Raw genomic sequence first — 14146 nt, forward strand, 5'->3', positions numbered from 1 at the left:
GGAACGAAGGGCCCTACCCACCGACCGGGGCGCCTTGCTTCTCGCGTCCCCGTGGCAACAGGCGCGTGGAGTTGAGGATGAAAGCGAGCTCCGAGGAGACATGGATGAAGGCAGCGACGAGCGGATTGAGCAGCCCCAGGCTCGCGAGCAGAATGCCCGCCGAGTCCACGAGCAGCGTGCCCCAGAAGTTCTGCATGATGATGGCGCGGCATCTGCGGGCCACGGTAAGCGCGTCCACCAAGACGAGCAGGTCATCGCCCAACAGCAGCACTCCCGCGCTCTCACGGGCCACGTCCGTTCCGCCGCCCATCGCAATGCCGACATGGGCCTCCGCCAGCGCGGGCGCGTCGTTGATGCCATCGCCCACCATCGCCACTCGGCGCCCTGCCGCGCGCAGCCCACGCACCCGAGCGAGCTTGTCCTCGGGGAGCAGCTCCCCACACACTTCATCCACTCCGAGCTGACGCCCCACGGTGTCCGCGACCGCGGAGGCGTCTCCGGTCAAGAGGACCGTCCGGAGCCCCAGCTGCTTCAGCACGGACACCGCACGAGGAGCCTCGGGCCGCAGCACGTCCGCGAGGTGCAGCGCGCCCAGCAATCTCCCTCCGCGCGCGACGACGACCTCCGAGAGATGCGCCGGCAAGGACGGCAGCGCCGCCACGCCGATACCTGACTCCGTCAGGAAGGCGCGAGTGCCCACCCGGACCTCCTCTCCCGTGGGCGCGCGACACGCGATGCCCGCCCCCGGCACATAGCGGAACTCCGTCGGATACTCCGCGCTCAGGGCGAGGCGCTGTGCCCTCTCCAGGATGGCCCTCGCCAAGGGATGTTCACTCGGCCGCTCAGCGAGCGCCGCCGCCCCCAGAACCGAGGCCTCGCTCACCCCATCGACCATGACGACGGAGACGACCTCGGGCTGCCCCAGCGTCAGGGTGCCCGTCTTGTCCAGCACGACCGTGTCGATCTGGCCCAGCGCTTCGAGGTGTGCGCCACCTTTGACAATCGCGCCTCGCGCGGCGGCGCGCCCAATCGCGCCGAGGATGGCGAGCGGCGTGCCTGCCGCGATGCCACACGCGCCCGCCACGATGACCACTGAAATCGTCGCCCGTGCATCGCGGGTGATGAGCCAGGTGAGCGCGGCGGCGCCCAACGCGAAATAGACCAGGTAGCCGGCGAGCCGATCCGCGATGCGCTGAATCGGGGCGCGACTCTCCTCCGCATGCTCTACCGCTTCGATGATGCGGCCGAAGGCCGTATCCCGACCGACTCGCTCCGTCCGCACCTGCAGGGTGCCCGTTTGATTGATGGACCCCGCATAGACCTGCGCCCCTGGGACCTTTTCCGCCGGAAGGGACTCACCGGTGATACTCGACTGATCCACGAACGAGTGGCCGCCGCACACCACTCCGTCCACGGGCAACCGCGAACCGGGGCGCACCAGCACCACGTCTCCGGCCTGCACCTCGCCGATGCGAACCGCGACCGTAGCGCCGTCGCGCGCAATGGCCGCCTCCTGCGGCATGAGCCCCAAGAGGTGCTCAATCGCATGACGCCCGCGAGACACCGTGAGGTGCTCGAGGACCTCCGCCACCAGGACGAAGAGCACGATGACGCACGCCGTGAAGGCCTCCCCAATGGCCAGGGCCGCGCCAATGGCGATGGTCATCGACAGCTCCATCGTCATGCGGCGCTTGAGGAGCGAACCCAGCGCCTCGCGATAGATGGGGTAGCCCCCGAGCACGGCCGCGGCGAGCGCCACCACGTCAACGCGAGCGACGGGGCGCCAAAGCCCCACTCCACTCACCAGTGCCGCGAGCGCGACGAGGCCAATGCGCACCCACTCCGCCATCTCGGCCCCATGCGCATGCGCCTCATGGTCGTGCTCAGGGTCCGGGGGCAACGAGGGGCCGTGCCCCACGGAGCCATCAGGACGCGCCTCAGGTTGACGGTCGAGTGGAGAGAGCGAATCGGAAGGCTTCGACATCACAGCGGCGCCTCTAACGAAGGTAGGTGCGAAGCACGTCGATGAGCTCCTGCGCGGCTTCGCTTTGCGGGGACCGAGGCTTCTTGTCTGGGTCGATGATGTGGTGGCGCACGTGTCCCTCGACGACCTCGGCCATCAAGCCATTCGTCGCGCCTCGTGCCGCGGCGATGAGCAGGAGCAGGTCACTGCATTCGCGCTCCTCTTCGAGCGCCCGCTCGATTGCCTCGACCTGTCCACGGAGGCGCCGCACACGCTTGAGCAGCCGGTCCTTGTCTTGAGTCGTATGCGCCATCGAAGTCCTCCTTCGCCCCATATACCCCCGCGGGGTATCCGGCGCTACCCATATACCCCAGGGGGTATGTGCGCCAGTGACACGCCCCCCGTTCGCCATCCGCCGGGAATACGGCAACCCACCGCGTCGCCTCGAAGCCCACCTGCATCCCACCGACAGTCACGCGGGAAGCGAGGAGCATGGCTTGCCCATGCGTCTCGTGCTGCTCATCGAGAGGCGCCGGTCAGCGCCACCGCCCCCGAACGCCCCGCGCGAACACGTCAGTGGGCCCCAAGTGACCGTGTTTCCCGAGCCCGTCAGCGTGCATTGTCCGGAGCGATGAGGCGCTCCGGTCCGCGACACGGTGCCCTCCACGAGCGCCAGCCCCTGCCGTCCCCGCCCTGGGGACGCGCGGCTCGAAGCGCAACGACGCGGACGGGGCCAGTGCGGCTGCGCGCGCCAACCAGACGTGGATGGATAAGAAGAGGGCCGCCCCGGGGTGCGTTCCGGAGCGGCCCATTCTTGATGCGAGTCTTTCAGCCGTGCGGGGCTACGGGCACGTGTTGGCCGCGCCCGGCGTGGGGAGCGCCACCCCGAACACGCGGCCATCGCGACGCCCCGGGCCGCAGCGCTGGATGGACACGGTGTCCTTCGCGTTGGTCGCGTTCTCGTTCACCTGCACACGGCGCGCGTCCCCGGCGGGCCACAAGAGGACGTTCAACAGCCCCGTGGCCAGAGGCGTCGCGGCGTTGTTGTAGACGAGCGCGTCGATGAGGCGGGTGGCCGTGACGGGGGTGTTGTTGGGGAAGCTCGCGGCCGTGTTCTGGTAGACGGCCACGCCATCCTCACCGTTCTGGAGCAGGCCGTTGGCGAACGTGAGCACCGGCGCGGGCGTCATCGCCCCGGGGTTGCCCACCACCACCCGGCCACCGGCGTCCGTCGTCGTGTTCAGGTCCACCGCCAGGTACGACTGGTTGTTGGCACCGTTGTAGAAGACCAGGACGTAGCCCGAGAGGTTGACGCCCGGGACGCCCGTGGACAGCTCCACGAACTCCTTCGTGTCATTGCCCACCTGATCCGCGTCCAGCTCGGAGATGAGCAGGTCGATGACGGTGACGTTCTGGGGCGCGCTGCTCCCGTTGGGCGAGGTGACGACGATGGGCTGCGCGGCGATGGGCGTGGTGTCCGCGAGGCTCGCGATGGTGATTTGCGTGTCCGAGGCCACCGTGAACGTCTGCGCCACCCCCCCCACCGTCACGGTCGTGGCGCCCGTGAAGCGGATGCCGGCCAGGGTCAGGGTCGCGCCCCGAGCGATGACGCCCGGCGCGGCGGAGTTCACCGCGGGGCCCTGCACCGGCGACGCGACCGTCACCGAGCCGTAGGTCCCCGACGGCGGCACCGCGATGCCGGTCTGGTCGCAGTACGTCCACGACTGGCCCGGCCCTTGGAACCGGTAGCGGAAGCCATACAGGTACGTGCCCACAGTGGGGATGTGCAGGGTGGCCTGCACCTCGTCGTCGTTCGGCGAGGCGCCCGCATAGCTCGGGTTGAAGGCCGCGGACGTCCAGGTCCACGCCTCGGGGTGCGCGACATCCGTGCCGTAACCCAGCTCGGCCTCGATGCGCGGATAGAAGTCGTTGCCCACGAGGTTCCGCGTGGTGACATCCGGCTCATAGAAGCGCGAGGTGATGCTCTTCGAGTCCGTGGTGAGGATGGTCGCCGGGTAGTTGGCATCACCCGCCACGGGGAACGTCTTCGGATACTGGATGGCGCACCAGTCCACGGGCGGCGTGACGGCGAGGCCACACGTGTCATTCGTCCGGTTGGGCGTCCCGCGGTCTCCTCCCGCGACGATGTCCTGCACGGCATCGCACCAGTACCAGGGCCGTGCGCTGGCGGACGTGCCCACCAGGCTCGACGCGAGCGTCATGGCGCGCCCCGCTGTCTGCGGATAGCTGCTCGTGTACGTGAGGTCATCCACCACGGTGGCGCCCTTCTTGAGGGTGAGCCGCCCCGTGTTGCCCAACGTCAACGCCGAGCCGAACGCCAGGTCCGCCGACACGCCCCCATTCGTCGCCGGGTTCTTGTCCTGCGCGAGCACGAGCGTGTGCGAAGCCCCCACCGGCACCGCCGCGCCCGGCCCCGCGTCCAGGGTGTAGCTGACCACCGAGCCCGCGCCATTGTCGTAGCTGAGCGTGAGGCCCGCCGCGTCGAGCAGCTTCGTGCTCACGTTGGTCAGCTCCACGTACTGGGTGGTGCCCGCCGACGGAGAGTGCATCACCTCGGAGATGACCAGCTCACCCGCCGCCGCGCTGGACGCCGTGCCGCACGCCCCCGCGGAGCAGACACCGCCCGCGCCGGGGCACACGTTGCTCGTGGGCGTGTTCACGCATACGGGCACGCCGCCCTGCACCTCGCACGCGGACGCATACGTCACGCGCGACACGCCATCCGAGCCGCACGCGGGCGAAGGGGGCGAGCAGGTGAAGTTCGTGCAGGGGTTGCCCGTCATCGCGCTCGCGAAGGCCAACGCACTGCCATTGCCCGCCCCGTCCACCACGCGCAGGGCGAAGTAGTACGTCGTCTCCGCCACCAATCCCGTCACGTTGACGCTCTCGGCCGAGCCCGGAGCCTGGGGCGCCGGCACGCCCGACACCGGCGTCGCGGAGGCGAAGGTGGCCTCGGAGAGGGGCGAGGTCGCGTAGCGCAGGTCATACGACTGCGCGATGCCCAGGTTTCCGTCGTCCCCCGTCGCGGTCCAGCTCACCTTGATGCTCGTGGCGGACAGCGTGCTCGCGGAGAGGTCCGCGGCCACGCCCGGCGCGGTCGTGTCCGTGATGACGAGGTTGGCGCTGGTGGCATCGGACAGTCCGCTCGCGGTGGCGCGGAGCTGATAGGTCCCCTCCCCGTCCACCGTCAGGCCCGAGAAGGTGACCTGCCCAGCGGAGGGCGCCCGCGTGGTCGTCCCACCGAGGTTCGCCGCCCCCACGAGCGACACCGTCACCTGCGGCCCGTTGGCCTGCGTGCGGTTGCCATAGGCATCACGCAGCACCACCTCGACGTCCGCGAGCGACTGGCGAACCTGCCCCGTCGTCGGCGCGGAGGTGAAGACCAGCACGGTGGCCGCCGCGGGGCTCACGTCGCCCGTGTGCGCGGCGGACAGCGAGGCATTCGACGTGTCCGTGAAGGTCACGGTCTGCGAGCCCGCCGTGTGGAACGCCACCGAGAACGTGTGACGCCCACCGTCCGAGGCGGTGAAGGTCTGATCCGCGGGCAGCACCGCCTGCGCATCCGATGCGCTGACGTGCACCGTGCCGACATAGCCCGTGCTCACGTTGCCGTGGGCATCGCGAACCGTGAGGTCGAAGTTCACGAGCGCGCCCGCGACGAAAGGACCGGCCCCAGCCTGCACCGACAACGTCGCCGCCGGGCCCGCCACCGGCGTCACCGACACGGTGGCCGTGAGCGCGGGCTGCGCCGTGTCCTTCACGGTCAGCGAGCCCGGAGCCGCGGTGAGGAACGTCACCGAGAAGAGGCGCGCCCCGGCATCGGACGCGACGAACAGGTACTCGCCCGGGAGCTGCGCCTGCGCGTCCGTGGACGTGAACGCCACCCGCCCCACGTAGCCCGTGGCCACGTTGCCGTACGCGTCACGCGCGGTCACCGTCGCGGAGACCGGCGCACCCGCGACCGGCGACGCGTTGGCCAGCGACAGCGCCAGTGACGACGCCGGGCCTGGCGCCACCTCGGTGCTCGCGGTGCCAGTGAGCGCGGCGTTGGCCACATCCGTCACGGTGACCGAGCGACTGCCCGCCGTCTTCAGCACCACGCCCGCGAACGTCTTCCGCCCCGCGTCCGCGGAGAGGAACGTCGCGTCGGCCGGGAGCACCGCCTGCGCGTCCGTGGACGTGAAGTGCACCGTCCCCGCGTAGCCCGTGACGATGTTTCCGTACGTGTCCCGCACCGTGACGGTGAGCGGCCGGGAGGTTCCCGCGCCCACGGAGGCCGGCAGCCCCTCCACCACCAGCGACTGCCCCCCCGACGACGAGACGTCCACGGTGAGCGAGGCCGACAGCGCCGCATTCACCGAGTCCTTCGCGGTGACGGACTGCGAACCCGCCGTCTTCAGCGTCACGCCGGAGAACACCTTGTGCCCCGCGTCGCCCGCGCCGAACGTGAAGTCCGCGGGCAGCACCGCCTGCGCATCCGTGGACGCGAAGTGCACCGTGCCCGTGTAGCCCGTGGCGACGTTGCCCGCCGCGTCCTTCACGGTGACCTCCACGCTCTGGGGCGCGCCCGCGATGACCGGCGCCACGAGGCCCACGAGCGAGAGGCTCACCGCCGCGCCCGCGCGAATGGTGAAGGACTGGCTCGTCACGGCCGGCAGCGAGCCCGAGGTCGCCGTGAAGGTGTACGTGCCCGCGGTGTCCCAGCGGAGCCCCGTGAAGGTGGCCACGCCGTTGACCGCCGTCTGCGTCACCGGAGGGAAGGACGGCTGACCCGTCAGCGCCAACGTCACCGCCGACGTGGCCTTCGTCACCGTGGTGCCCGAGCTGTCCTGCAACGCCACCCGCACCTCCGCCAGCGCCGCGCCCGACGCGCCGTCCACCGGCTGCGTCACGAAGGCGAGCTGCTCCACCTGCGGATCCTTCGTGGACACCGCGAGGCTGTCCGAACGAGCGGCCAGCCCCTGGTTGTCCGTCACGCGCAAGGCCACGTGGTACGTCTGGCCCGCCACGAGCCCCGAGATGACCGCCGACTCCGCCGTGCCAGCCACGGCGGGAGCGCCCACCGCCACGGGCGTGGCGGCGTTGAACGCGGCGGCCGAGTCGATGGGAGACGTCGAATAGCGCAGGTCCTGCGAGGTCGCGCGCCCCAGGTCCGCGTCGTCCCCCACCGCCGTCCAGGTCACCGTGACGGACGTGGAGGTGGAGCCCGCCTGGGCCAGCGCGGGCCGAGAAGGGGGCACGTCATCCACCACGACCACCTCGGTGCTGGTGGCGGCCTGGAGCCCCGTCGCCGTGGCGCGCAGTTGGAAGCGGCCCTCGTCCGGAATGGACAGCGTGGTGAAGGAGGCCAATCCATCCACCGGCGCGACGGTGACAACACCGGCCAACGACGCCCCTGCCTGCACGAGCCCCAGCGTCACCCCGGGCGTGCTGGCCATGGCCCGATTGCCGTACACGTCCTGGAGCACCACCTCCACCAACCCAAGCGGCGCATAGACCGACACCTGCGCGGTCACCTGCGCGAACGCGAGCTTCGCCGCCGCGCCCGCCGACACCCGCACGTCCTGAACGGACACGAGCGCCGAGAGGGCCGTGTCGCGGAACGCGAGGTTCTGCTCGCCCGCGCGCGTGAGCACGATGCCCGCGAAGGTGAACTGCCCCGCGTCCGTCGCGGTGAACACATGCGCCGCGGGCAGCGTCGCCCCGGCGTCCGAGCTGCTCACGCCCACGGTGCCCACGTAGTTCGTGGCCACGTTGTCGTAGGCGTCTCGCAGCGTCACGCGCGCGCTCTGCGCGGCGCCCGCCGTGACCACCGCGGGAACGTCCGACACCGCCAGCTTCACCGCCGCGCCTGGAGCCACCTCGAACGAGGGGCTGGTGGCCGCCGCCAAGCCCGTCGCCTCGGCCTTGAGCGCATAGCCCGCGCCCGCCTTCTTCAGCAGCACCTCGGAGAAGCGCGCCACGCCGTCCACCGCGTGCGCGGAGAGCGTGCCCTCCAGCGCCGCGCCACCAGGGCCCGCCGCCAGGGACAGCGTCACCTCATCCGTGGCCCCCATCACCGTGTGGCCCTGCGCGTCGCGCACCGCCACCTCCAGCCCGCCCATCAACCCGCCCGCCGTCGCGGACAGCGCCGAGGCCGTGAAGGCCAACGACACGGCGCGCGGCGCGACGAAGGTGACGGTGGGATGAGCGCCGAGCACCACCGCGCCCCCTTCCGCGTCCACCGAGGCGGTGACGGTCTTCACCCCCGCGCGCGTGGACACCACCGAGGCATGCGTGACGCCCAGCGCGTCCGTCTTCGCCCCAGGCTGCGTGACGGTGTTGCCGTCGCCGGACACCTCCACGTGCACCGTGCGCCCAGCCATGGGCGCGCCGTCCTTCTGCACCACCGTGACGGTGATGCCCACCACCGTCTGCCCGTCCGCGAGAACGTCCGCCGAGCGATCCACCACGACCTTGGAGAGCGCCGCGTCCGGCATGGGCTTCGGAGCCGGAGGCAGCGGCGAGACGGTGTCACCGCCACAACCCAGGGACACACCCAGCAACAACACACCCAACCCGAGGCATCGGGCGAGCGGCACAAGACGTGGAGGCATGGTTTCTCCGGCCAGCGAGCAGGCCTCGCGCGGCAAGCAGCCAGGCGCGAGGCAATGCCTTGTACCAGACAATCCCAGCCCCCAGGAATGCCAGGGCGGATATTTTCAGCTCAACTGAAACGGCGAAGTCACATCCCCATGGCCTTCATGAGTGCGCCGCCACCCAGGAGGGACTGGCCGCCATCGCACACCATGATGGAGCCGGTGATGAACGACGCGGCATCCGAGGCGAGGAACAGCGCCAGCCGGGCGATGTCCTGGGTGGTGCCGAAGCGCTGCAGCGGCAGCGTCTGGATGATGCGCTCGCGCGAGTCCGCGCTCGGGGCCAGCCGACGCATGCCCTCGGTGTCGTCGATGGGGCCCGGGGTGATGGCGTTGACGCGCACGCCGGCGCCGCCCCACTCGATGGCCAGCACGCGGGTGAGCATGTCCACGCCGGCCTTGGCCGCGCACACGTGGGCCTGCATGGCCATGGGCAGGTAGGCCTGGGGCGCGGAGATATTGATGACAGCGGCGCCGGGCTTGCGCAGGTGCTCGAAGGACGCGCGCGACACGTTGAACGTGCCCAGCACGTCGATGTCCATCACCGCCTTGAAGCCGTTGGACGACATGCCGAGCGCGGGAGCCGGGAAGTTGCCCGCGGCGCCGCAGACGAGCACGTCGATGTCGCCGTAGGCGTCATGCACCGTCTTCATCGCGGCCTCAACGGAGGCGTAGTCGCGCACGTCGGCGGCGACGCCCATGGCGGTGCCGTGGGCCTGGAGCCCCTTCACGGCGGCCTCCAGCTTCTCCACGTTGCGGCCGTTGATGGCCACCTTCGCGCCCGCCTTCACGAAGCCCTCGGCGATGCCCAGGTTGATGCCGCTGCTTCCGCCCGAGATGAAGGCCACCTTGCCCGCCAGCAGCCCGTCCTTGAACACGCCATCCGCCATGAGTTCGTTCCTCGTGAAGGCGCCCGGCTCGCGGGCGCCGGTAGAAGTGCCAGCCGCTCAGCGCCCCTGGAAGCGGGGCGGGCGGCGCTCGGCGAAGGCCGCGAAGGCCTCCCCCAAGTCGAGCGATTGGAGGAACGCCGAGTTCCACACCGCCACGAAGCGCAGGCCATCCGCGATGGACTTGTCCGAGCAGTACTCCATCACCTGCTTGGCGCCCTGCACCACCAGCGGCGGGTTGTCCGCGATGCGCCGCGCCGTGGCGCGCGCCTCCGCGAGCAGCGCCTCGGGCGTGTCGAACACGCGGTTGACGAGCCCCATCTGGAGCGCGCGATCCGCGTCGATGTCGCCGCCCGTGTACGCCAGCTCGCGAGTGTTCCCCTCGCCGATGATGCGCGGCAGCCGCTGCAGCGCGCCCATGTCCGCGACGATGCCCAGCTTCACCTCGCGCAGGGAGAACTTCGCGTCCGTCGAGCAGTAGCGGAAGTCACACGCCGCGATGAGGTCGATGCCCCCACCGATGCACCAGCCCTGCACCGCCGCGAGCACCGGCTTGCGACAGCGCGCCAGGCCCTCGGTGGCCAGCTGCATGGCCTCGATGAGCCGCAGGAGCTTCGTGCGCTCCAGCGCCAGATTGGCGTCGCCCGCGATGAGCGGCCCGAGCGACTCCATCATCCCCATCAGGTCGAGCCCGTAGGAGAAGTGGCTCCCCTGCCCTCGCAGGAGCACCACGCGCACGGCGTCGTCCGCCTCCAGCGCGCGGATGGCCTCGGGCATCTCCCGCCAGAAGTCCGGCCCCAGGGCATTGCCCTTGGATGGCCCGACGAGCACCACCTCGGCGACGCCGTCCGACTGCTCGATGCGCAGCGATTGGAAGTCCATCACCCGAACTCCACGACCCTCAGGCCGAACAGTTTGTCCACCGCGAGCAGCAGGTCATCCGTCACCTGCACCTTCAGCGACGTGCCACCGATGTACGCCTCGGCTTCGCCCTGGAACAACACGCTCACGGCCACGGGCGTCGCGCCCGCGTACTTCTTCGCCAGCTCGTTGAGCTTCGTCAACCGCTCCTCGGTGAGGAGGTCCACTGGCACACGCAGCTCCAGGCGCTTGGTGCGCTTCTCACGCACGGCCTTGAGGCTCTGGATGTCCTCGACGATGAGCTCCGCGGTGGGCGCATCCTCGTCGCGCTGGGAGATCTGCACGGTGCCCGTCACCAGGATGGGGTCATCCGATTTGAGCAGCGACTCCCAGTGCTCGAAGCCCGGCTTGGGTCCCTGCTTGGCCCACTTGCCGTCCTTGCCCATCACGTTGCGCGTGCCGTCCTTGCCGGGGAAGCACACGAGCTCGATGGAGCCGGACAAGTCCTCGATGGTCACCCAGGCCATGCGCTTGCCCGTCTTGGTGGGCCGCTCGCGCAGCGTGGTGATGATGCCAGCCACGGTGATCTTCTCGTCTCGACGCGCGCGCTGCACGGCGGTGACGGGCCGCGCGTAGCGCTTGAGCTCCTTGTCGTACTGATGCAGCGGGTGGCCGGACACGTAGAAGCCGATGGCCTCCTTCTCCAGCGCCAGCCGCTCCTTCTCCGGCCACTCCTCCGTGTCGACGTAGTCGTCCTTGAGGCCGCCTCCGCCGCCGGTCGCCGGTCCCGCCAGCATTCCGAACAGCGAGCTCTGCCCGGCGGCCTTGTCCTTCTGGCTGGCGGAGCCGCGGTTGAGGGCCTTCTCGATGGTCTCGAAAATCTGCCGACGGGGGCGCTTCTCGAAGTCGAACGCGCCGGCCTTCACCAGCGCTTCCATCACCTTGCGGTTGACGCGGCGGCTGTCCACGCGCTCGCAGAAGTCGAACAGGCTCTTGAAGGACCCTTCCTTGCGCGCCTCCAGGATGGACTCGATGGCGCCCTCGCCCACGCCCTTGATGGCGCCCAGTCCGAAGCGGATCTTCCCCTCCACCGCGCCGAAGGCCATGTCGGACTGGTTCACGTCCGGCGGGAGCACCTGGAGGCCCGACTCGCGCGCCTCACCGATGTGCTTCACCACCTTGTCGGTGTTGTCCTTCTCGCTGGTGAGAAGGGCCGCCATGAACTCGCAGGGGTAATGGGCCTTCAGCCACGCGGTGTGCAGCGTGACGAGCCCATAGGCCGCCGAGTGGCTCTTGTTGAAGCCGTACTCGGCGAACTTCTCCATCAGGTCGAAGATTTCGCCGGCGACCTTCAGGTCGACGTTGTTCGTCTTGCAGCCCTCGAGGAAGCCGGCCCGCTCGGCCTGCATGACCTCGGCCTTCTTCTTGCCCATGGCGCGGCGAAGCAGGTCCGCGCGGCCCAGGGTGTAGCCACCCAGGACCTGCGAGATCTGCATCACCTGCTCTTGGTACACGATGACGCCGTAGGTGTCCTTGAGCACCGGCTCCAGCGCGGGGTGCGGATAGGACACCGGCTCGCGGCCGTGCTTGCGGTTGATGAAGACGTCCACCATGCCGGAGTCGAGCGGGCCCGGGCGGTAGAGCGCGCCGGCGGCGATGACGTCTTCAAAGCAAGACGGCTTGAGCTTCATCACCATTTCGGTGAAGCCGCTCGACTCCATCTGGAACACGCCGGCCGTGTCCCCCTTCGCCATCAACTCCCACACCTTGTCGTCGGTGAGGGGAATCTCGTGGCGGAGGATCTCCTTGTTGTGATTGCGGTTCACCAGGTCCAGCGCGTGCTGAATCACGGTGAGCGTCTTGAGGCCGAGGAAGTCGAACTTCACGAGGCCCGCGGCCTCGACCTCGTCCTTGGCGAACTGGGTGATGAGAATCTTTTCGCCCGGTGGCTGGTAGACGGGCACGAACTCCCAGAGCGGCTTGTCCGCGATGACCACGCCTGCCGCGTGCATGCCGGCCTGCCGGTGCAGTCCCTCCAGCGCGAGGGCGATCTCCAACACGTCCTTGGTGGTGACCGGCTTGCCCTCCACCTCACCGATGTTGGTCGGCTTCTCCAACATCTCCTTGAGGCGCGGCTCCATCTCGATCGCCTCCTTGAGCGTGATGTTGAGCACCTCGGGGACGAGCTTCGCGATGCGGTCGCCCTCGCTGAAGGGCAGGCCGAACACGCGGCACACGTCGCGCAGCACGCTCTTGGCCTTGAGCGAACCGAACGTGATGATCTGCCCCACGTTCATCTCGCCGTACTTGCGGCCCACGTACTTGATGACCTCGTCGCGCCGGTCCTGGCAGAAGTCGATATCGAAGTCCGGCATCGACACGCGCTCCGGGTTGAGGAAGCGCTCGAAGAGGAGGTTGTACGGGATGGGATCCAGGTCCGTGATGCGCAGCGCGTAGGCCACGATGGAGCCCGCACCCGAGCCACGGCCCGGCCCCACGGGGATGTTCTGCTTCTTCGCCCAGTTGATGAAGTCCTGGACGATGAGGAAGTAGCCGCTGAACCCCATCTTCTGGATGACGCCAATCTCCAGGTTGAGGCGCGCCAGGTACAGGTCCCGGTCGATGGGGTACTTGCCGTGCAGCTCCTCGAAGCGCTCGCGCAGCCCCTGGAAGGCCAGCTCCGCCATGAAGCTGTCGGGCGTGTGGCTGTCGGGGACCTTGAAGGTGGGCAGCATGGGCTTGCCCAGCTTCAGCTCCAGCGTGCACTGCTCGGCGATGCGCTGGGTGTTGTGGACCGCCTCGGGGATGTCGCGGAACGCCTCGATCATCTCCTGGGGGCTCGTGACGTAGAGCTTGTCCGTGGAGTGCTTCATGCGCTTGTTGTCCGCCAGCGTCTTGCCGCTGGCGATGCACATGAGCAGCTCGTGCGCGCGGGCATCCTCGCGCTTGATGTAGTGCGCGTCCGCGGTGGCGCACAGGGGGATGTCCAGGTCGCGCGAGAGCTGCTTGAGGTTCTCGTTCGCCTTGTCCTGCTCGGGCATCCCGTTGGACTGCACCTCCAGGAAGAAGTGCCCGGGCTCGAAGATGTCCTTGTACTCCTGGGCCGCGCGGCGCGCGTGGTCCATGTCCCCGCGGAAGCACGCGCTGGTCACCTCGCCGCCCAGGCACGCGGTGAGGGCGAACAGGCCCTTGCTGTGCTCCGCGAGCACCTTCTTGTCCATGCGCGGGTGGTAATAGAACCCGTCCATGTACGCGGTGGAGGACAGGTAGCGCAGGTTGGCGTAACCCTCCGCGTTCTTCGCGATGAGGATGAGGTGGTGCGCCACCTTCTCCGAGCGGTCCTCGCGCCCCTTGGGGCCCGCGACGTACGCCTCGATGCCGAGGATGGGCTTGATGCCGGCGTCCTTGGCCTTCTTGTAGAAGTCGATGGCGCCGAACATGTTGCCGTGGTCCGTCACGGCGACACTCGTCATCCCCTTTTCCTTCACCGTCTTGATGAGGTCCTTCATCCGGATCGCCCCATCGAGGAGCGAATAGAGGGTGTGCAGGTGGAGGTGGGTAAATGACATAGGCGTGGGGGTCCGTTCGGTGTGACGCCGGAACACTAGGGCGGCGGTCTCCTGCTCGCCAGTCCAGTGTCATGGACCCGCGCCCGCCGCGCCGCCGGGGCCAGAAATTCGGCCCCGCGGGCCTCTTGTGCCAGACCCACCGGTGGGGGTGAAGGAGTAACGCGAGGACCTTCCGGGCGCTCGCTCACGTGCCGCCGTCCGGCCCCA

General features: G+C 69.3%; 6 protein-coding genes. All 6 read right to left on the reverse strand.

What is annotated here, in order from left to right; all coding sequences use genetic code 11:
• Positions 1 to 13: 13 nt before the first annotated feature.
• Entirely contained in the window at positions 14 to 1984 is a 1971-nt protein-coding gene (locus KRR26_RS10520) for a heavy metal translocating P-type ATPase (RefSeq protein WP_217079744.1), read from the reverse strand.
• 13 nt (positions 1985 to 1997) lie between these two features.
• Positions 1998 to 2276 carry a metal/formaldehyde-sensitive transcriptional repressor gene (locus KRR26_RS10525; RefSeq protein WP_217079745.1) on the reverse strand — a complete coding sequence of 93 codons (279 nt, stop codon included), beginning with the start codon at positions 2274 to 2276 and terminating at the stop codon, positions 1998 to 2000.
• Between the two features lie 529 nt (positions 2277 to 2805).
• Positions 2806 to 8580 carry a beta strand repeat-containing protein gene (locus KRR26_RS10530; RefSeq protein ID WP_217079746.1) on the reverse strand — a complete coding sequence of 1925 codons (5775 nt, stop codon included), beginning with the start codon at positions 8578 to 8580 and terminating at the stop codon, positions 2806 to 2808.
• A 128-nt stretch (positions 8581 to 8708) separates the two neighbouring features.
• Positions 8709 to 9512, reverse strand: a complete 804-nt coding sequence (locus tag KRR26_RS10535; RefSeq protein ID WP_120202883.1) for an SDR family oxidoreductase — start codon at positions 9510 to 9512, stop codon at positions 8709 to 8711.
• Positions 9513 to 9569: 57 nt separating this feature from the next.
• Positions 9570 to 10391 (reverse strand): crotonase/enoyl-CoA hydratase family protein, encoded by an 822-nt coding sequence (locus tag KRR26_RS10540; protein ID WP_120202885.1) that lies wholly within the window; start codon positions 10389 to 10391, stop codon positions 9570 to 9572.
• The gene (gene dnaE, locus KRR26_RS10545; RefSeq protein WP_120202887.1) at positions 10391 to 13939 is read right to left on the reverse strand and encodes a DNA polymerase III subunit alpha; all 3549 of its coding nucleotides are present in this window, start codon (positions 13937 to 13939) and stop codon (positions 10391 to 10393) included. The genes KRR26_RS10540 and dnaE overlap by 1 nt, the downstream gene beginning before the upstream one ends.
• Positions 13940 to 14146 lie beyond the last annotated feature (207 nt).

The organism is Citreicoccus inhibens, from assembly GCF_019039035.1.
Lineage (GTDB): Bacteria > Myxococcota > Myxococcia > Myxococcales > Myxococcaceae > Citreicoccus > Citreicoccus inhibens.